At 35.6% G+C, this 20,852-nt stretch carries 20 protein-coding genes; 6 read left to right on the top strand and 14 right to left on the bottom strand.

Annotated features, from left to right (window positions below; genetic code table 11):
* Positions 1 to 189: 189 nt before the first annotated feature.
* The 5 genes from JFY49_RS16115 to JFY49_RS16095 form a co-directional block, all read right to left on the bottom strand.
* Positions 190 to 1,334 (bottom strand): IS3-like element ISAba14 family transposase gene (locus tag JFY49_RS16115; RefSeq protein ID WP_099046175.1). Its coding sequence is split into 2 segments (ribosomal slippage): positions 190 to 1,070 and positions 1,070 to 1,334, totalling 1,146 coding nucleotides; the frame shifts between segments, so codons are not numbered across the junction.
* 294 nt (positions 1,335 to 1,628) lie between these two features.
* On the bottom strand, positions 1,629 to 1,772 hold the full coding sequence (locus JFY49_RS16110) for a hypothetical protein (RefSeq protein ID WP_200224908.1): 144 nt from the start codon (positions 1,770 to 1,772) through the stop codon (positions 1,629 to 1,631).
* A 19-nt stretch (positions 1,773 to 1,791) separates the two neighbouring features.
* Positions 1,792 to 2,367 (bottom strand): plasmid replication DNA-binding protein, encoded by a 576-nt coding sequence (locus tag JFY49_RS16105; RefSeq protein WP_179994517.1) that lies wholly within the window; start codon positions 2,365 to 2,367, stop codon positions 1,792 to 1,794.
* Positions 2,360 to 3,310, bottom strand: coding sequence for a replication initiation protein RepM (gene repM, locus JFY49_RS16100; protein ID WP_182925430.1), 951 nt, complete (start codon positions 3,308 to 3,310; stop codon positions 2,360 to 2,362). The genes JFY49_RS16105 and repM (JFY49_RS16100) overlap by 8 nt, the downstream gene beginning before the upstream one ends.
* A gap of 576 nt (positions 3,311 to 3,886) precedes the next feature.
* Positions 3,887 to 4,222, bottom strand: coding sequence for a hypothetical protein (locus tag JFY49_RS16095; RefSeq protein ID WP_200224907.1), 336 nt, complete (start codon positions 4,220 to 4,222; stop codon positions 3,887 to 3,889).
* A gap of 306 nt (positions 4,223 to 4,528) precedes the next feature.
* Here JFY49_RS16095 and JFY49_RS16090 point away from each other — a divergent pair, with 306 nt between their 5' ends.
* The 3 genes from JFY49_RS16090 to JFY49_RS16080 all read left to right on the top strand — a co-directional run bounded on the left by JFY49_RS16090 (position 4,529) and on the right by JFY49_RS16080 (position 8,586).
* Positions 4,529 to 4,882, top strand: coding sequence for a plasmid mobilization protein (locus JFY49_RS16090; RefSeq protein ID WP_004282120.1), 354 nt, complete (start codon positions 4,529 to 4,531; stop codon positions 4,880 to 4,882).
* Between the two features lie 362 nt (positions 4,883 to 5,244).
* Complete coding sequence (locus JFY49_RS16085; RefSeq protein WP_200224909.1) at positions 5,245 to 6,570, top strand: ISNCY family transposase; 1,326 nt, start codon at positions 5,245 to 5,247, stop codon at positions 6,568 to 6,570.
* Between the two features lie 1,029 nt (positions 6,571 to 7,599).
* Entirely contained in the window at positions 7,600 to 8,586 is a 987-nt protein-coding gene (locus tag JFY49_RS16080) for a J domain-containing protein (protein ID WP_200224906.1), read from the top strand.
* 25 nt (positions 8,587 to 8,611) lie between these two features.
* Here the strand turns inward: JFY49_RS16080 and JFY49_RS16075 are convergent, their stop codons facing one another.
* The 7 genes from JFY49_RS16075 to JFY49_RS16045 all read right to left on the bottom strand — a co-directional run bounded on the left by JFY49_RS16075 (position 8,612) and on the right by JFY49_RS16045 (position 14,648).
* Positions 8,612 to 9,640 (bottom strand): transposase, encoded by a 1,029-nt coding sequence (locus tag JFY49_RS16075; protein WP_200223124.1) that lies wholly within the window; start codon positions 9,638 to 9,640, stop codon positions 8,612 to 8,614.
* 117 nt (positions 9,641 to 9,757) lie between these two features.
* Positions 9,758 to 10,426 (bottom strand): hypothetical protein, encoded by a 669-nt coding sequence (locus JFY49_RS16070; RefSeq protein ID WP_200224905.1) that lies wholly within the window; start codon positions 10,424 to 10,426, stop codon positions 9,758 to 9,760.
* A 189-nt stretch (positions 10,427 to 10,615) separates the two neighbouring features.
* Positions 10,616 to 11,760, bottom strand: a protein-coding gene (locus tag JFY49_RS16065) for an IS3-like element ISAba14 family transposase (RefSeq protein ID WP_099046175.1) whose coding sequence is annotated in 2 segments (ribosomal slippage) — positions 10,616 to 11,496 and positions 11,496 to 11,760 — 1,146 coding nt in all. Because the reading frame shifts where the segments join, the coding sequence is not laid out codon by codon here.
* Between the two features lie 294 nt (positions 11,761 to 12,054).
* Positions 12,055 to 12,198 (bottom strand): hypothetical protein, encoded by a 144-nt coding sequence (locus tag JFY49_RS16060; protein ID WP_200224908.1) that lies wholly within the window; start codon positions 12,196 to 12,198, stop codon positions 12,055 to 12,057.
* Between the two features lie 19 nt (positions 12,199 to 12,217).
* A complete protein-coding gene (locus JFY49_RS16055; RefSeq protein ID WP_179994517.1) occupies positions 12,218 to 12,793 on the bottom strand; it encodes a plasmid replication DNA-binding protein in 576 nt (191 codons plus the stop codon).
* Positions 12,786 to 13,736, bottom strand: a complete 951-nt coding sequence (gene repM, locus JFY49_RS16050) for a replication initiation protein RepM (RefSeq protein WP_182925430.1) — start codon at positions 13,734 to 13,736, stop codon at positions 12,786 to 12,788. Before repM (JFY49_RS16050) ends, JFY49_RS16055 begins: the two co-directional genes overlap by 8 nt.
* Before the next feature lie 576 nt (positions 13,737 to 14,312).
* Positions 14,313 to 14,648, bottom strand: a complete 336-nt coding sequence (locus JFY49_RS16045) for a hypothetical protein (RefSeq protein ID WP_200224907.1) — start codon at positions 14,646 to 14,648, stop codon at positions 14,313 to 14,315.
* 306 nt (positions 14,649 to 14,954) lie between these two features.
* On the opposite strand from JFY49_RS16045, the gene JFY49_RS16040 reads away from it, so the two are divergent.
* The 3 genes from JFY49_RS16040 (at position 14,955) to JFY49_RS16030 (ending at position 19,012) form a co-directional block, all read left to right on the top strand.
* Entirely contained in the window at positions 14,955 to 15,308 is a 354-nt protein-coding gene (locus tag JFY49_RS16040; protein ID WP_004282120.1) for a plasmid mobilization protein, read from the top strand.
* Positions 15,309 to 15,670: 362 nt separating this feature from the next.
* On the top strand, positions 15,671 to 16,996 hold the full coding sequence (locus tag JFY49_RS16035) for an ISNCY family transposase (protein WP_200224909.1): 1,326 nt from the start codon (positions 15,671 to 15,673) through the stop codon (positions 16,994 to 16,996).
* A gap of 1,029 nt (positions 16,997 to 18,025) precedes the next feature.
* Complete coding sequence (locus tag JFY49_RS16030; protein WP_200224906.1) at positions 18,026 to 19,012, top strand: J domain-containing protein; 987 nt, start codon at positions 18,026 to 18,028, stop codon at positions 19,010 to 19,012.
* Between the two features lie 25 nt (positions 19,013 to 19,037).
* On the opposite strand, the gene JFY49_RS16025 is transcribed toward JFY49_RS16030, so the two are convergent.
* A complete protein-coding gene (locus JFY49_RS16025; protein WP_200223124.1) occupies positions 19,038 to 20,066 on the bottom strand; it encodes a transposase in 1,029 nt (342 codons plus the stop codon).
* A 117-nt stretch (positions 20,067 to 20,183) separates the two neighbouring features.
* Entirely contained in the window at positions 20,184 to 20,852 is a 669-nt protein-coding gene (locus JFY49_RS16020) for a hypothetical protein (protein WP_200224905.1), read from the bottom strand.

Raw genomic sequence — 20,852 nt, 5'->3', positions numbered from 1 at the left:
AAATCAATCCTTAAAAAGTCATTAATTTAGCAAAAGTAACACTTATATAGCTGAAATTGTTGAATTTAGTTTTTTCAGGAAAAGTAAAGTAGGTTTATTTTTTGTTGTGTATTTTAGCCAGTAGATTGAGAGGTGGTTCCACTTGTTTGAACAACTAAAAGCGTATTTATAAGTGATATTCCGCTCTAGTTAAGCCACCTTGTTTTGTTGGGGTAGCTGATCATAGTAAAACTCATTTGGTGTCATTTTGTCTAGACTCGAATGAGGTCGTTTCAGATTATAAAACTCAAAATATGCACTCAATTGCTTTTTCGCATCTGTGACACTGCTATAAGCTTTGAGATACACCTCTTCATATTTAACGCTCCGCCATAATCGTTCAACCATCACATTATCTACCCATCGACCTTTACCATCCATACTGATTTGAATGCCATTTGATTTCAATACATCAATAAATGCATCACTGGTGAACTGACTGCCTTGGTCTGTATTCAATATTTCAGGTGATCCATATTTTTCAATCGCTTCATTTAAAGCCGAAATACAAAAATCCACCTCCATACTAATCGATACCCTATGCGCAAGTACCTTGCGGCTATGCCAATCAATCACAGCACATAAATAAACAAAGCCTTTTGCCATAGGGATATACGTTATATCAGTAGACCACACTTGATTACTGCGCTGAATAGCCAATCCTTTGAGCAGATATGGATATTTACGGTGAGCTTGATTAGCCTGGCTTAAATTTGGTTTGCAATATAACGCCTGAATACCCATTTTCTTCATTAAAGTACGTGTATGACGTCGTCCTATATGATGCCCTTGACGATTCAACAAATCACGCATCATACGACTGCCTGCAAAAGGATATTGCATATGTAATTCATCAATACATCGCATCAGCTTCAGATCTGATGAGCTAACAGGTTTTGGGCGATAATAATAACAACCACGAGAGACTTTCAGTAACTTAGCTTGTTTAGATACTGAAATCTGAAGTGAGTGATCGATTAACTTTTGTGGTTGAAGCGGCCCAGTTTCTTCAACACACCTTCTAAAAAATCAATTTCTAATGCCTGCTCACCGATTTTTGCATGTAACTTTTTAAGATCAATGGGAGGTTCTGATGGAGCTTTTGATTGATCGAAAGCTTGTGAGGAAGCTGAGATCAATTGATTTTTCCAGTCAATAATTTGGTTTTGATGAACATCAAACTCAGAACTCAATTCAGCAAGTGTTTTTTCTGCTTTGATCGCAGCAAGTGCTACCTTAGCCTTAAAGTCGTTTGAATGATTTCTTCTTGGTCTACGTGCCATAAAATACTCCATATATTGATGTTTATAACATCATTTGAGGAGCAGAGTATCACTTATAGGAGTTGTTCAAATTTCCGGATCCATCTCTATTGGGACATATAAAAAATAAAATTAGTTAATGAAGATGATCTAAAATTAACATAATACACCTTATACGAAATGCTTATATATTTTCCTTATTTTTCAATGATATAGTGTAATTTAAGAAGCCCAACACGCCATGCTTGGGCTTTTTTATCTTTTTAACCCGTTTCACGTTTACTATTTAATCAATGTTCCACGACTTTGATTAGCTTAAATGAATAATCATTGCTTCTGTTTCTGTTCTTTTTGGCGTTCTTCCAGCTCTTTTTTAAATGTTTTTTTGTCCTGGTAGGATGCAATCAGCATGATTGGGATCAGTACTGGAGCAACCACAATGCCCAGGGCGATGTCTTTCAGTTTTGGCATGATCTTTCACCCTTATTGCTCAGTCATTATCAAAGACGGCATTCAGCACACGGCCAAATAAACCACGTTTTTTGTGTTGTGGCACTGCCACATTTTGCAACGTGGCATGCTGTAGCGTTTGGGTGTGGTATGCCGTAGTTTCTTGCTGTGGCACTGCCACATTTTCTGCAATATTTAATTCATTATTCTTTTTATTATCATTGTCTTGTTGTGTTGTCGCATGCTGTGGCATATCTGTGTCGCATGCCGTAGCATCTTGTTGTGGTGCTGCTGTGACAGGTGCAACACTTTTCAGCTCAATGAGTGTTTGCATACGGTCAATTTGTTGCATTAACCGTTCTTCACGTTCTTGGTATTTTTTGACTTCATTTTCTAAATGGGCAATAAGTTTTTTTGTAGATTCATCACCTTCTTGCTTAGATGATTCAATTTTTTGAGATGTTTGCTCAGGTTCTCCAAAGCATCGGATGACCTCTGCTAGATCGAATTGTCCATCACTGGAGCGTGATAAACGTCCATTACGTACAGCTCTGTAAATGGTTGATCTATCCACATGAAATTTTTTAGATACTTCACTTAGTGATAACTTAGCCATTTACGGTGTCCTTTTTATTTGATGGCATGTATCCCACTTTTTTTAGGTATGGGGCTAGTTCTTTGATTTTTTCAGAGTCTTGTAGCATCTCAGCAATACGAACAGCAAATTGAGGATAGCTTTCAGTTCCTTGTGAATAGCGACCCATTTCAGGGAGTTCTGAAAGTTTGTTTGCAAACATATGCCGTTGAGCATCGGTCATCTTTGAAAAAAGGTCTAAGGTATTCGGATCTCTTTCTATTGATTGATTATCCTTTTTCTTCTGTTTAAACGTAAAAGAAAAACCTGAAATTGATCGACCTCTTTTGTGTTGTTCATACTTCACTGTGATATCTGTATGTTCGTTAATTTGTTTAATAGCAAGCTCAAGTACACTAGTTTTAAAGCGTTCCATACGCTTGTACTCTGTATCGAGTACGCCAATTCTTTGACGGAAATCACTTAGCTCTATAACAGGAGTAGAGCCAGTACTTCTCCAAGCAATTAATAATTCATATAAGCGAACAGCATAAGCACTGCTGAGATTACTAACTTGCTGCAATTCGTATTTAGTGAAATGCTCTTCTAAGCGTGTAATTAAGGGAACTATGGCTGGGGCAAAGATAAGTTTAACCACTGCTTCATTATCTACATATCCAATTTCACTAACCCAACGGGATCTATAGTTCTCAATATTCCCTCGTTCATTTATTTTTTGATAGCTAAATTGTCTTGCAAATAAATCATTACACGCATCTTTTAATGCTTGATAAGCCGTATTGCGATGTACGCCAAATTGATTGATATAGCCTTCTGCATGTACTTCAAGGGGATCATTAGCATTAATACCTTTCCCGCTTTCTCTTGCCTCAACAATGGCCAATAAAATTAAACGTTGTTCTACTAAATCTAAGTTATAGCTTGCATTAATTAAGGCATTGTCTTTTACAACTAATTCTCTCATGAAGCACCAATATTATTTATTATGCTATGACACAATAATTAATTTTAGTGCTATAAGCAAGGTAAACGGTGTCATATAGCAAGGTAAACGGTGTCATATAGCAAGGTAAACGGTGTCATATAGCAAGGTAAACGGTGTCATATAGGTTTTGAATCCCTTGTGAATAAAGGGTTTCAGCATGTCTAAAAGCATTTAAAAACTTTAAAATAATTAAAAGCCCAGGCAAAGAAAAATTGCCCTTGGTTTTCGCTACGCTCAAACTTTATTGAATCTCGCTTTCGCTCGATTCGTCGGGGCAATTTTTTGGCTCATCTCGTTGTGACTTTAATAAAAAGCAAAAGCACGATGAATTCGCTTCGCTCATAGAGCTTTTTTACTCGCTGCGCTCGATCTAGACTCAATTTTCTGCATGTAATTTACGCTTATTTAGGCTTCACAGCCTAAAAAGCTGTTTTTCAGAGGGTCTAAGCGCGAATTTCAGCGATTTCACTCGTAGACACTCGTTCTGTACCTTCCAGTGTGGATTTGAGCTTAAATCGCAAACAGGCAGCATTTAGAGCTACATTTAAAGAGGATTCAGATTAATTCCTTATCATTTGTTCCATGATCAAATTTAAATTTCTCAGGTCGCTTCTGTAGATTTTCAAGATTTCTTTGAGCATTCGTTATTTTTTGGCTAGAACTAGAAGCAGTATCCAGGTCCACTGATTTTTCTATTTTATTTGAATGTGGCTTTTTTTCACTGATTCCCATTTTGCTCAAATTTCGTAAAACTGAACTGTAAGAAATATTCTTCGCTAGCTCAGGTAAATCAGCGTGGATTTCCTTAATTGTATAACCAGATTCCAGCCGTTTTTCTATTTCTGGTAATACAGAGATGATGAATTTCTTTGCGCCATGTCTGGTGACCATAATTACTTCCTCTTTCTTTAATTTATGCAATTATGTGCAACTATATGCAATTAAGAGCTTTTATACGATTTTATATGAAATTATCTGCAACTATAAGCTTTTAAATGGTTTTTATTCATTTTGATGTGCAATTATATGCGTTTATGTGCAATTGAACTTTCAGTGATATTGGCAAGATGTGTAATGTTATATAACATGGCAAGCCTTAGTTATATAAATTACCCCCTTATTCGCTATTCAGCTCAACGGTTCATCTTGTCCTGCGGAGCTGTTGGCATAGCCAAAATACAGTAGAAATTAGAAAAAATGCCGAAACGGATACGCCAAAAAGTAATACAAGTAGTTGTCACTGAAGCTGAGAAAAAGCAAATAGAAGAGTCTGCTGCAATGGGAAATTTATCTGCTTCTCAATATTTGCGTGATCTTGGACTTGGCTATCAGCCGAAAAGCCTAACGGATGTAAAAAACATCCAGGAGATCCGCAGCCTGAAAGCAGATTTGAATAAAGTGGGCGGTTTGCTGAAAAATCTCATGAGTGGTGAGTTAACAGATCCGAAAGAAATCAGATCTAGGGTCAATGGCTTACTGCTAGACTTTTCCAGGAATCAAAATTCGATTGATTTGTTCATTTCAAAAGTCAGATCCACGATCAAATTTTAAGACAGGACATTTCTATTTGAGGCTTACAACGGAATTTCGTATATGAGATTTCATGTTAAATTTTTTATATCAAAATTTCAAAGTGTACTGATGAGTACACTTTTAATGGGTTCTAACACCCGAATTTCGTATATGAGATTTTATGTTAAATAAAAACTACTTTGCAACTTCAACAATTGCAGGTACTTCAAAGCGTTTTCCTTTTGTTGTCACTGCAAAAATTTTAGGGGGGGATTACCCCTTCACAGAATCAAATTAAAGCTCTTTATAGAAATGTCCGGTTTCTCCAAAGTAAAAATGTCCGCTTTTAGAATATGCACTTTTGCGATTATTGAAGCGGACGGTTTGATATGTTGGTGTCTATGTCGGATAAAGAACTTAAACGATTGTCGATCTTGCAGGAAATCTGCGATCAACGCATAACTCAATCCCAGGCTGCTCAGCTACTTCATATTTCAGAACGTCAGATCAGACGCTTACTGCAGAAATATAAAGCTCAAGGCCCAGCTGCATTAGCCCATGCCGGTCGTGGCCAATCCAGCAATTCCAGGCTTCCTGAAGAACTCAGACTCAAGTGCCTCAATATTGTTTCTGACCAACTGCATGGTTTCGGACCCACTTTAGCGCATGAAAAGCTCACCACCGTGCATGGATTCGATCTTTCAGTAGAAACCCTGCGTTGCTGGATGATTGCAGCCGATTTGTGGATTCCTCGCTCCAAGCGCCTGAAACGCCCATATCAGCCTCGATATAACCGGGATTGTTATGGTGAACTGATCCAGATTGATGGCTCTCACCATGACTGGTTCGAAGGACGCGCTGCTAAATGCTGTCTGCTGGTGTTTATTGATGATGCCACAGGCAAATTACAGCATTTACGCTTCTGTGAATCAGAATCAGCCTTTGACTATATGATTTCGACACGCCTGTATGTCGAACAGCACGGTAAGCCATTGGCGTTTTACAGCGACAAACATTCAGTCTTTAGAGTGAATCAAAGCAGCAAGAAAGACACCAAGATTACGCAATTTGGACGCGTACTCAGTACCCTCAATATCGATATCATCTTCGCTAACTCACCCCAGGCCAAAGGCCGTGTGGAACGTGCCAACAGAACCCTTCAGGACCGTCTGATCAAGGAGATGCGCCTGGAAGGTATCAGTTCGATTGCAGATGCGAATCAGTGGTTGCCCTGTTTTATCGAGCAGTTCAATCTCAAGTTTACAAAGATGGCTTTTAATCCCAAGGATCTACACCGCTCTGTCACCGAAACAGCTGAGCAATTAGATGATATTTTTACCTGGCGTGAACCCCGCAGAGTCACCAATAGCCTGACCATTACTTATGATAAATGCGTATATCTCCTGGAGAAGACAGAAGAAAATCAGAAGCTAATCGGTAAATATCTTGAGTTTCTGGAATACCCGGATGGTACTGTAGCTATCATGCACAAAGGCCGGAAGATCAATTACAGTATCTTCGATAAATTAAGTCAGCTGAACCAGCGAGAGATTGTTGAGAATAAACGTTTGAGTTCAGTCTTGGCTCATATCCAGCAACAGCATGAAGAATTAGAACAGCAAAACAAACGTAATCGTTCTCAAAAGATGCCAAGCAGACGTGCACAGAAAACAGCAGTTCAACAAAGAAATCTGAATCCTGTGCTTGACTTGGAAATGTCCATATAGGACATTTCTATTTGGTTATTAGGTAGGACATTTCTACTTGGGAATAACAGAACATGTTAGAAAAACCATTTAAACAATAAAAAACCCCAGCATCCTGCCGGGGTTTTTCGTATGGGTTCACTCGGTATAACTCCTGTCGTACCTTACAGTCCTTGTGCGTATCTATGTTCTTATTATTGTGTGGAACTTCCTGTTCCTGATGAATCCATCATAGGAAATTGCAGCCAGGTCGTACAGGCGCAAAGGGCCGTAATTGACGTAAGCAAATGCGTACAAGACCGGCTAAAAACTGTCCCAGGTTTATCCGCAGGAAATGGGGATAATTTTAGATCCTGGGACGTTGAGAACATTGGAAAAACCGAAAAATTGACTACTTTTTAAACAAAATTATTGGCAAGAAGTATCAAAACCGCTCATAAAAAAGCCGACTTGTTTCAAAATCGGCTTTTTGTGGTTTTTGTGATCAGGATTAAATTTTTAAGCAGTTGATATTTCAATTAATATACAAGTGTACTTCGTATAACCGCCATTATGTTAAATGAGCGGTTTCTAGACTCCCGCACAAGCAAATGCAAATGCTATAACACAAAACTGTAGAATCATTAAGGGTGGGAAAAAGACATGAGTGATGGTCCATAAGCAGGCGATAGGAGTAACTATCCATCTCCCTCTTTTACCAGATGCAGTAACAATAATAAAAATAATTATTTGATAAATAATTACTCCAACACTAAGAATTACCATTTTTTTCAAATATAGAAAATTTTATCTGAATTATAAAAAAAAATTATTTAATATCAAATATTAAATTTTTTATACTCAATTTTTATCTTTAGTTATTATTTGAAACAGGCTTTTGATCATTTAATTCCTAAAATCTAACCTAAAAGAGCTGAGATACAACCGTTAGAGAAATATTTTTAGTAGGTTTAATCAGTATCATCTTTTAGTAGTTTTTTGAAAAAATGGTCTATCTAATTTGTTAAAATTTTGAAAAAATTAGTTTTTTTTCAGATATAAGTTTTAACAATGATTGACTATTACCAATTTCTGAATGTATCTAATCAGGCTTCTAGTCAAGAAATAAAATATGCTTATAGAAAGCTGGCTCAAAAATTTCATCCAGATCGCTACAAAGCACATGATGCTGAAGACAAAATGAAATTTTTGAATGAAATAAAAGATATATTATTGAGTGAGATAAAAAGGTCTGAGTATGATGAACAATTGAGATCATTTATCACTTTTAAAAAAAAACAAGAATCGCAATATAGTTCAAAGTCTCAAGGTGAAAAATTTTCTAGAGAAAAGGCAGAACATGATGCCCGAGAAGATGCTAAGAAATCTGCTAGAGAAAAGGCAGAACATGATGCCCGAGAAGATGCTAAGAAATCTGCTAGAGAAAAGGCAGAACATGATGCCCGAGAAGATGCTAAGAAATCTGCTAGAGAAAAGGCAGAACATGATGCCCGAGAAGATGCTAAGAAATCTGCTAAAGATAATAAACATATTTTTCTATCATCATTATTTATAATTTTTTTATTCGTCATTATTGGTAGTTATTTGAAACTAACTTCATCAAATACTTCAGTACAGCAATTAGAAGAAATATCAGTTGAAGGAAACCAAGAGATTGGAGAAGATAATTTTATTGAAGAAAATCAAGAGATTGAAGAGGATAATTTTATTGAAGAAAACCAACAGATTAAAGAAAGACCTAATATCATTGATCAGCAAAATACTTTTAACGAAGAGCCAAATTTAAAAGAAAAAGAGCCTGTTAAGCAGAATAATTTAAAAGAAAAAGAGCCTGTTAAGCAGAATAATTTAAAAGAAAAAGAGCCTGTTAAGCAGGATAATTTAAAAGAAAAAGAGCCTGTTAAGCAGGATAATTTAAAAGAAAAAGAGCCTGTTAAGCAGAATAATTTAAAAGAAAAAGAGCTTATTAAGCAGGATAATTTAAAAGAAAAAGAATCAGAGAAACTTTCAATCAGTAATGAGGATTTTTTTAGTTAATTAATAAATTAGGACTTACGCACTATTACTTATAGATTCTCTGTGGTAGCAGATGATTTTTATCGAGAATAAAGTCATCAATGAAGTTTTTGATCATTGGTCTAAATAATTTCTTCTGCCAACGATATATATTTTCAAAGATCCGCTCAAACTGGTTCTTTTGTATCTCAACGTAGGCCATCAAGGCTGAAAAAATATGATTCAAAATCAGTTTAGATCGTCTTACTTGAAACTTTTCAATATGACAAACCTGTTTAATCACCCGGTGATATTGCTCTATTTTCCAATGACTTGAATGTAATTCATGAAAACCTTCAAAGGACAATAAATCATCTTCATCTTGATGCACAATATAAAACCTCTGCTGTTCTTTTAACTGAGTCTTAAATAATTGTACAAAGCCAAAATCTTTGAGCCAGATCACTTGACCCTGATGGAAATCTGGCAATAAGCGCAGTTGAAACCATTGTCCTTTTTCTGGGGAAACCTTACGGTTACAGTCGATACCAAACATAAATCGAATACCATATTTTCTTATGGTTTTTAGATTTCCAGTCGATGAATACCAACTATCACCTGTAATAAATTGAATCTTTGCACCCCAACTGAGTACTTCACTTAACATATCCATAAAGTAATCATTCTTGGTTTTACTTTCAGATTTGTCATAAATTCGGAAATTAATTGGAATATTTTGACCATTTCGATCTGTCGCATACAAGGTAATGAGATTAATACCCTTGACGGATCGGTGGTGTTTGCCTGACCAAAAATAGCTAACCAAGTCCATATGTTGACTATATGGTTTATCTAAAACAGTATCATCAATACTGACTATAAGTTTATTATTATCAATATGTTGAATTGATTCTTGATATAGGTCGTGAGGTGTGTAGTCTTCACGCTCTAGAAAGCGATTTACACTATCATGCGAGATATTATAAGTCTCGGCAAGTTGTGTGCAGCTAATAGAGTTCGGTTCTGTCATGAGAAAGCCCATATAAATGGGTAATGTACAAGTTGCTGTAGAAGCATGTTTAATTCGTCTGATCACAGATACTTTATAAAGTATTTTAATACTTTTTTGAATCCGTCAATGCGTAAGTCCTATAAATTTAAGTTTTGTATGAATAATTATATATTCATACAAAACGCTTTTTCTCTTAATTATTTAACGACATGGAAAAGCTTTTAATGAGATTTCACCTATTTGTGCTAACTGTTCGAGACTAACTCGCTCATAAAAATCACCTTCTGCTAATAATATATCTTTAGGATCATTTATAAGTTTTTGCAAAGTGTTTGGATCATACGGAATATATCCACCACTGATAAGGTCATTTTCTACAAAATCATAAATAGTGAACATTCTTTTTATTAAAAAATCAGCAGAATCACCCATCGGTTGTTTATTTTTATTTAAAAGAGTAAATGTAAAACAAGTTTTCGAAGCAGCCCAACCATGTGAGATCCAAGCATTCCCATTACTATCAATATTTTTAGATCTTAGCATCGCTTGATAGAGTAATGCTTTTGATTTAAAAACTTTAGCTTTTTCTACATTTCTTCTAAAAACTTCTTTTTTTAAAAACGCGTTAACATCCTGTACTTGATATTTGTAATTAACACCATCCATTAATATTTTTTTTTCTCCCGTAGTGAAATAAATACCATTTTCCATTACATCTTCAACTATAGAATTAATGACTTCTACATATTTATCTTCTTCAATCTTTAACTTATTGATATCTAAATTATTTTCTATTTTAAAATTCTGTTCTATAGCAAAAGCTGGTGACAAAAAAGTAAATAAAAAAGTAAATAAAATAGCTTTCTTCACAAATCAATCCTTAAAAAGTCATTAATTTAGCAAAAGTAACACTTATATAGCTGAAATTGTTGAATTTAGTTTTTTCAGGAAAAGTAAAGTAGGTTTATTTTTTGTTGTGTATTTTAGCCAGTAGATTGAGAGGTGGTTCCACTTGTTTGAACAACTAAAAGCGTATTTATAAGTGATATTCCGCTCTAGTTAAGCCACCTTGTTTTGTTGGGGTAGCTGATCATAGTAAAACTCATTTGGTGTCATTTTGTCTAGACTCGAATGAGGTCGTTTCAGATTATAAAACTCAAAATATGCACTCAATTGCTTTTTCGCATCTGTGACACTGCTATAAGCTTTGAGATACACCTCTTCATATTTAACGCTCCGCCATAATCGTTCAACCATCACATTATCTACCCATCGACCTTTACCATCCATACTGATTTGAATGCCATTTGATTTCAATACATCAATAAATGCATCACTGGTGAACTGACTGCCTTGGTCTGTATTCAATATTTCAGGTGATCCATATTTTTCAATCGCTTCATTTAAAGCCGAAATACAAAAATCCACCTCCATACTAATCGATACCCTATGCGCAAGTACCTTGCGGCTATGCCAATCAATCACAGCACATAAATAAACAAAGCCTTTTGCCATAGGGATATACGTTATATCAGTAGACCACACTTGATTACTGCGCTGAATAGCCAATCCTTTGAGCAGATATGGATATTTACGGTGAGCTTGATTAGCCTGGCTTAAATTTGGTTTGCAATATAACGCCTGAATACCCATTTTCTTCATTAAAGTACGTGTATGACGTCGTCCTATATGATGCCCTTGACGATTCAACAAATCACGCATCATACGACTGCCTGCAAAAGGATATTGCATATGTAATTCATCAATACATCGCATCAGCTTCAGATCTGATGAGCTAACAGGTTTTGGGCGATAATAATAACAACCACGAGAGACTTTCAGTAACTTAGCTTGTTTAGATACTGAAATCTGAAGTGAGTGATCGATTAACTTTTGTGGTTGAAGCGGCCCAGTTTCTTCAACACACCTTCTAAAAAATCAATTTCTAATGCCTGCTCACCGATTTTTGCATGTAACTTTTTAAGATCAATGGGAGGTTCTGATGGAGCTTTTGATTGATCGAAAGCTTGTGAGGAAGCTGAGATCAATTGATTTTTCCAGTCAATAATTTGGTTTTGATGAACATCAAACTCAGAACTCAATTCAGCAAGTGTTTTTTCTGCTTTGATCGCAGCAAGTGCTACCTTAGCCTTAAAGTCGTTTGAATGATTTCTTCTTGGTCTACGTGCCATAAAATACTCCATATATTGATGTTTATAACATCATTTGAGGAGCAGAGTATCACTTATAGGAGTTGTTCAAATTTCCGGATCCATCTCTATTGGGACATATAAAAAATAAAATTAGTTAATGAAGATGATCTAAAATTAACATAATACACCTTATACGAAATGCTTATATATTTTCCTTATTTTTCAATGATATAGTGTAATTTAAGAAGCCCAACACGCCATGCTTGGGCTTTTTTATCTTTTTAACCCGTTTCACGTTTACTATTTAATCAATGTTCCACGACTTTGATTAGCTTAAATGAATAATCATTGCTTCTGTTTCTGTTCTTTTTGGCGTTCTTCCAGCTCTTTTTTAAATGTTTTTTTGTCCTGGTAGGATGCAATCAGCATGATTGGGATCAGTACTGGAGCAACCACAATGCCCAGGGCGATGTCTTTCAGTTTTGGCATGATCTTTCACCCTTATTGCTCAGTCATTATCAAAGACGGCATTCAGCACACGGCCAAATAAACCACGTTTTTTGTGTTGTGGCACTGCCACATTTTGCAACGTGGCATGCTGTAGCGTTTGGGTGTGGTATGCCGTAGTTTCTTGCTGTGGCACTGCCACATTTTCTGCAATATTTAATTCATTATTCTTTTTATTATCATTGTCTTGTTGTGTTGTCGCATGCTGTGGCATATCTGTGTCGCATGCCGTAGCATCTTGTTGTGGTGCTGCTGTGACAGGTGCAACACTTTTCAGCTCAATGAGTGTTTGCATACGGTCAATTTGTTGCATTAACCGTTCTTCACGTTCTTGGTATTTTTTGACTTCATTTTCTAAATGGGCAATAAGTTTTTTTGTAGATTCATCACCTTCTTGCTTAGATGATTCAATTTTTTGAGATGTTTGCTCAGGTTCTCCAAAGCATCGGATGACCTCTGCTAGATCGAATTGTCCATCACTGGAGCGTGATAAACGTCCATTACGTACAGCTCTGTAAATGGTTGATCTATCCACATGAAATTTTTTAGATACTTCACTTAGTGATAACTTAGCCATTTACGGTGTCCTTTTTATTTGATGGCATGTATCCCACTTTTTTTAGGTATGGGGCTAGTTCTTTGATTTTTTCAGAGTCTTGTAGCATCTCAGCAATACGAACAGCAAATTGAGGATAGCTTTCAGTTCCTTGTGAATAGCGACCCATTTCAGGGAGTTCTGAAAGTTTGTTTGCAAACATATGCCGTTGAGCATCGGTCATCTTTGAAAAAAGGTCTAAGGTATTCGGATCTCTTTCTATTGATTGATTATCCTTTTTCTTCTGTTTAAACGTAAAAGAAAAACCTGAAATTGATCGACCTCTTTTGTGTTGTTCATACTTCACTGTGATATCTGTATGTTCGTTAATTTGTTTAATAGCAAGCTCAAGTACACTAGTTTTAAAGCGTTCCATACGCTTGTACTCTGTATCGAGTACGCCAATTCTTTGACGGAAATCACTTAGCTCTATAACAGGAGTAGAGCCAGTACTTCTCCAAGCAATTAATAATTCATATAAGCGAACAGCATAAGCACTGCTGAGATTACTAACTTGCTGCAATTCGTATTTAGTGAAATGCTCTTCTAAGCGTGTAATTAAGGGAACTATGGCTGGGGCAAAGATAAGTTTAACCACTGCTTCATTATCTACATATCCAATTTCACTAACCCAACGGGATCTATAGTTCTCAATATTCCCTCGTTCATTTATTTTTTGATAGCTAAATTGTCTTGCAAATAAATCATTACACGCATCTTTTAATGCTTGATAAGCCGTATTGCGATGTACGCCAAATTGATTGATATAGCCTTCTGCATGTACTTCAAGGGGATCATTAGCATTAATACCTTTCCCGCTTTCTCTTGCCTCAACAATGGCCAATAAAATTAAACGTTGTTCTACTAAATCTAAGTTATAGCTTGCATTAATTAAGGCATTGTCTTTTACAACTAATTCTCTCATGAAGCACCAATATTATTTATTATGCTATGACACAATAATTAATTTTAGTGCTATAAGCAAGGTAAACGGTGTCATATAGCAAGGTAAACGGTGTCATATAGCAAGGTAAACGGTGTCATATAGCAAGGTAAACGGTGTCATATAGGTTTTGAATCCCTTGTGAATAAAGGGTTTCAGCATGTCTAAAAGCATTTAAAAACTTTAAAATAATTAAAAGCCCAGGCAAAGAAAAATTGCCCTTGGTTTTCGCTACGCTCAAACTTTATTGAATCTCGCTTTCGCTCGATTCGTCGGGGCAATTTTTTGGCTCATCTCGTTGTGACTTTAATAAAAAGCAAAAGCACGATGAATTCGCTTCGCTCATAGAGCTTTTTTACTCGCTGCGCTCGATCTAGACTCAATTTTCTGCATGTAATTTACGCTTATTTAGGCTTCACAGCCTAAAAAGCTGTTTTTCAGAGGGTCTAAGCGCGAATTTCAGCGATTTCACTCGTAGACACTCGTTCTGTACCTTCCAGTGTGGATTTGAGCTTAAATCGCAAACAGGCAGCATTTAGAGCTACATTTAAAGAGGATTCAGATTAATTCCTTATCATTTGTTCCATGATCAAATTTAAATTTCTCAGGTCGCTTCTGTAGATTTTCAAGATTTCTTTGAGCATTCGTTATTTTTTGGCTAGAACTAGAAGCAGTATCCAGGTCCACTGATTTTTCTATTTTATTTGAATGTGGCTTTTTTTCACTGATTCCCATTTTGCTCAAATTTCGTAAAACTGAACTGTAAGAAATATTCTTCGCTAGCTCAGGTAAATCAGCGTGGATTTCCTTAATTGTATAACCAGATTCCAGCCGTTTTTCTATTTCTGGTAATACAGAGATGATGAATTTCTTTGCGCCATGTCTGGTGACCATAATTACTTCCTCTTTCTTTAATTTATGCAATTATGTGCAACTATATGCAATTAAGAGCTTTTATACGATTTTATATGAAATTATCTGCAACTATAAGCTTTTAAATGGTTTTTATTCATTTTGATGTGCAATTATATGCGTTTATGTGCAATTGAACTTTCAGTGATATTGGCAAGATGTGTAATGTTATATAACATGGCAAGCCTTAGTTATATAAATTACCCCCTTATTCGCTATTCAGCTCAACGGTTCATCTTGTCCTGCGGAGCTGTTGGCATAGCCAAAATACAGTAGAAATTAGAAAAAATGCCGAAACGGATACGCCAAAAAGTAATACAAGTAGTTGTCACTGAAGCTGAGAAAAAGCAAATAGAAGAGTCTGCTGCAATGGGAAATTTATCTGCTTCTCAATATTTGCGTGATCTTGGACTTGGCTATCAGCCGAAAAGCCTAACGGATGTAAAAAACATCCAGGAGATCCGCAGCCTGAAAGCAGATTTGAATAAAGTGGGCGGTTTGCTGAAAAATCTCATGAGTGGTGAGTTAACAGATCCGAAAGAAATCAGATCTAGGGTCAATGGCTTACTGCTAGACTTTTCCAGGAATCAAAATTCGATTGATTTGTTCATTTCAAAAGTCAGATCCACGATCAAATTTTAAGACAGGACATTTCTATTTGAGGCTTACAACGGAATTTCGTATATGAGATTTCATGTTAAATTTTTTATATCAAAATTTCAAAGTGTACTGATGAGTACACTTTTAATGGGTTCTAACACCCGAATTTCGTATATGAGATTTTATGTTAAATAAAAACTACTTTGCAACTTCAACAATTGCAGGTACTTCAAAGCGTTTTCCTTTTGTTGTCACTGCAAAAATTTTAGGGGGGGATTACCCCTTCACAGAATCAAATTAAAGCTCTTTATAGAAATGTCCGGTTTCTCCAAAGTAAAAATGTCCGCTTTTAGAATATGCACTTTTGCGATTATTGAAGCGGACGGTTTGATATGTTGGTGTCTATGTCGGATAAAGAACTTAAACGATTGTCGATCTTGCAGGAAATCTGCGATCAACGCATAACTCAATCCCAGGCTGCTCAGCTACTTCATATTTCAGAACGTCAGATCAGACGCTTACTGCAGAAATATAAAGCTCAAGGCCCAGCTGCATTAGCCCATGCCGGTCGTGGCCAATCCAGCAATTCCAGGCTTCCTGAAGAACTCAGACTCAAGTGCCTCAATATTGTTTCTGACCAACTGCATGGTTTCGGACCCACTTTAGCGCATGAAAAGCTCACCACCGTGCATGGATTCGATCTTTCAGTAGAAACCCTGCGTTGCTGGATGATTGCAGCCGATTTGTGGATTCCTCGCTCCAAGCGCCTGAAACGCCCATATCAGCCTCGATATAACCGGGATTGTTATGGTGAACTGATCCAGATTGATGGCTCTCACCATGACTGGTTCGAAGGACGCGCTGCTAAATGCTGTCTGCTGGTGTTTATTGATGATGCCACAGGCAAATTACAGCATTTACGCTTCTGTGAATCAGAATCAGCCTTTGACTATATGATTTCGACACGCCTGTATGTCGAACAGCACGGTAAGCCATTGGCGTTTTACAGCGACAAACATTCAGTCTTTAGAGTGAATCAAAGCAGCAAGAAAGACACCAAGATTACGCAATTTGGACGCGTACTCAGTACCCTCAATATCGATATCATCTTCGCTAACTCACCCCAGGCCAAAGGCCGTGTGGAACGTGCCAACAGAACCCTTCAGGACCGTCTGATCAAGGAGATGCGCCTGGAAGGTATCAGTTCGATTGCAGATGCGAATCAGTGGTTGCCCTGTTTTATCGAGCAGTTCAATCTCAAGTTTACAAAGATGGCTTTTAATCCCAAGGATCTACACCGCTCTGTCACCGAAACAGCTGAGCAATTAGATGATATTTTTACCTGGCGTGAACCCCGCAGAGTCACCAATAGCCTGACCATTACTTATGATAAATGCGTATATCTCCTGGAGAAGACAGAAGAAAATCAGAAGCTAATCGGTAAATATCTTGAGTTTCTGGAATACCCGGATGGTACTGTAGCTATCATGCACAAAGGCCGGAAGATCAATTACAGTATCTTCGATAAATTAAGTCAGCTGAACCAGCGAGAGATTGTTGAGAATAAACGTTTGAGTTCAGTCTTGGCTCATATCCAGCAACAGCATGAAGAATTAGAACAGCAAAACAAACGTAATCGTTCTCAAAAGATGCCAAGCAGACGTGCACAGAAAACAGCAGTTCAACAAAGAAATCTGAATCCTGTGCTTGACTTGGAAATGTCCATATAGGACATTTCTATTTGGTTATTAGGTAGGACATTTCTACTTGGGAATAACAGAACATGTTAGAAAAACCATTTAAACAATAAAAAACCCCAGCATCCTGCCGGGGTTTTTCGTATGGGTTCACTCGGTATAACTCCTGTCGTACCTTACAGTCCTTGTGCGTATCTATGTTCTTATTATTGTGTGGAACTTCCTGTTCCTGATGAATCCATCATAGGAAATTGCAGCCAGGTCGTACAGGCGCAAAGGGCCGTAATTGACGTAAGCAAATGCGTACAAGACCGGCTAAAAACTGTCCCAGGTTTATCCGCAGGAAATGGGGATAATTTTAGATCCTGGGACGTTGAGAACATTGGAAAAACCGAAAAATTGACTACTTTTTAAACAAAATTATTGGCAAGAAGTATCAAAACCGCTCATAAAAAAGCCGACTTGTTTCAAAATCGGCTTTTTGTGGTTTTTGTGATCAGGATTAAATTTTTAAGCAGTTGATATTTCAATTAATATACAAGTGTACTTCGTATAACCGCCATTATGTTAAATGAGCGGTTTCTAGACTCCCGCACAAGCAAATGCAAATGCTATAACACAAAACTGTAGAATCATTAAGGGTGGGAAAAAGACATGAGTGATGGTCCATAAGCAGGCGATAGGAGTAACTATCCATCTCCCTCTTTTACCAGATGCAGTAACAATAATAAAAATAATTATTTGATAAATAATTACTCCAACACTAAGAATTACCATTTTTTTCAAATATAGAAAATTTTATCTGAATTATAAAAAAAAATTATTTAATATCAAATATTAAATTTTTTATACTCAATTTTTATCTTTAGTTATTATTTGAAACAGGCTTTTGATCATTTAATTCCTAAAATCTAACCTAAAAGAGCTGAGATACAACCGTTAGAGAAATATTTTTAGTAGGTTTAATCAGTATCATCTTTTAGTAGTTTTTTGAAAAAATGGTCTATCTAATTTGTTAAAATTTTGAAAAAATTAGTTTTTTTTCAGATATAAGTTTTAACAATGATTGACTATTACCAATTTCTGAATGTATCTAATCAGGCTTCTAGTCAAGAAATAAAATATGCTTATAGAAAGCTGGCTCAAAAATTTCATCCAGATCGCTACAAAGCACATGATGCTGAAGACAAAATGAAATTTTTGAATGAAATAAAAGATATATTATTGAGTGAGATAAAAAGGTCTGAGTATGATGAACAATTGAGATCATTTATCACTTTTAAAAAAAAACAAGAATCGCAATATAGTTCAAAGTCTCAAGGTGAAAAATTTTCTAGAGAAAAGGCAGAACATGATGCCCGAGAAGATGCTAAGAAATCTGCTAGAGAAAAGGCAGAACATGATGCCCGAGAAGATGCTAAGAAATCTGCTAGAGAAAAGGCAGAACATGATGCCCGAGAAGATGCTAAGAAATCTGCTAGAGAAAAGGCAGAACATGATGCCCGAGAAGATGCTAAGAAATCTGCTAAAGATAATAAACATATTTTTCTATCATCATTATTTATAATTTTTTTATTCGTCATTATTGGTAGTTATTTGAAACTAACTTCATCAAATACTTCAGTACAGCAATTAGAAGAAATATCAGTTGAAGGAAACCAAGAGATTGGAGAAGATAATTTTATTGAAGAAAATCAAGAGATTGAAGAGGATAATTTTATTGAAGAAAACCAACAGATTAAAGAAAGACCTAATATCATTGATCAGCAAAATACTTTTAACGAAGAGCCAAATTTAAAAGAAAAAGAGCCTGTTAAGCAGAATAATTTAAAAGAAAAAGAGCCTGTTAAGCAGAATAATTTAAAAGAAAAAGAGCCTGTTAAGCAGGATAATTTAAAAGAAAAAGAGCCTGTTAAGCAGGATAATTTAAAAGAAAAAGAGCCTGTTAAGCAGAATAATTTAAAAGAAAAAGAGCTTATTAAGCAGGATAATTTAAAAGAAAAAGAATCAGAGAAACTTTCAATCAGTAATGAGGATTTTTTTAGTTAATTAATAAATTAGGACTTACGCACTATTACTTATAGATTCTCTGTGGTAGCAGATGATTTTTATCGAGAATAAAGTCATCAATGAAGTTTTTGATCATTGGTCTAAATAATTTCTTCTGCCAACGATATATATTTTCAAAGATCCGCTCAAACTGGTTCTTTTGTATCTCAACGTAGGCCATCAAGGCTGAAAAAATATGATTCAAAATCAGTTTAGATCGTCTTACTTGAAACTTTTCAATATGACAAACCTGTTTAATCACCCGGTGATATTGCTCTATTTTCCAATGACTTGAATGTAATTCATGAAAACCTTCAAAGGACAATAAATCATCTTCATCTTGATGCACAATATAAAACCTCTGCTGTTCTTTTAACTGAGTCTTAAATAATTGTACAAAGCCAAAATCTTTGAGCCAGATCACTTGACCCTGATGGAAATCTGGCAATAAGCGCAGTTGAAACCATTGTCCTTTTTCTGGGGAAACCTTACGGTTACAGTCGATACCAAACATAAATCGAATACCATATTTTCTTATGGTTTTTAGATTTCCAGTCGATGAATACCAACTATCACCTGTAATAAATTGAATCTTTGCACCCCAACTGAGTACTTCACTTAACATATCCATAAAGTAATCATTCTTGGTTTTACTTTCAGATTTGTCATAAATTCGGAAATTAATTGGAATATTTTGACCATTTCGATCTGTCGCATACAAGGTAATGAGATTAATACCCTTGACGGATCGGTGGTGTTTGCCTGACCAAAAATAGCTAACCAAGTCCATATGTTGACTATATGGTTTATCTAAAACAGTATCATCAATACTGACTATAAGTTTATTATTATCAATATGTTGAATTGATTCTTGATATAGGTCGTGAGGTGTGTAGTCTTCACGCTCTAGAAAGCGATTTACACTATCATGCGAGATATTATAAGTCTCGGCAAGTTGTGTGCAGCTAATAGAGTTCGGTTCTGTCATGAGAAAGCCCATATAAATGGGTAATGTACAAGTTGCTGTAGAAGCATGTTTAATTCGTCTGATCACAGATACTTTATAAAGTATTTTAATACTTTTTTGAATCCGTCAATGCGTAAGTCCTATAAATTTAAGTTTTGTATGAATAATTATATATTCATACAAAACGCTTTTTCTCTTAATTATTTAACGACATGGAAAAGCTTTTAATGAGATTTCACCTATTTGTGCTAACTGTTCGAGACTAACTCGCTCATAAAAATCACCTTCTGCTAATAATATATCTTTAGGATCATTTATAAGTTTTTGCAAAGTGTTTGGATCATACGGAATATATCCACCACTGATAAGGTCATTTTCTACAAAATCATAAATAGTGAACATTCTTTTTATTAAAAAATCAGCAGAATCACCCATCGGTTGTTTATTTTTATTTAAAAGAGTAAATGTAAAACAAGTTTTCGAAGCAGCCCAACCATGTGAGATCCAAGCATTCCCATTACTATCAATATTTTTAGATCTTAGCATCGCTTGATAGAGTAATGCTTTTGATTTAAAAACTTTAGCTTTTTCTACATTTCTTCTAAAAACTTCTTTTTTTAAAAACGCGTTAACATCCTGTACTTGATATTTGTAATTAACACCATCCATTAATATTTTTTTTTCTCCCGTAGTGAAATAAATACCATTTTCCATTACATCTTCAACTATAGAATTAATGACTTCTACATATTTATCTTCTTCAATCTTTAACTTATTGATATCTAAATTATTTTCTATTTTAAAATTCTGTTCTATAGCAAAAGCTGGTGACAAAAAAGTAAATAAAAAAGTAAATAAAATAGCTTTCTTCAC

The organism is Acinetobacter sp. CS-2 (assembly GCF_016599715.1).
In the GTDB taxonomy this organism is placed as follows: Bacteria; Pseudomonadota; Gammaproteobacteria; order Pseudomonadales; family Moraxellaceae; genus Acinetobacter.
This window is presented reverse-complemented; position numbering and strand designations above follow the sequence as displayed.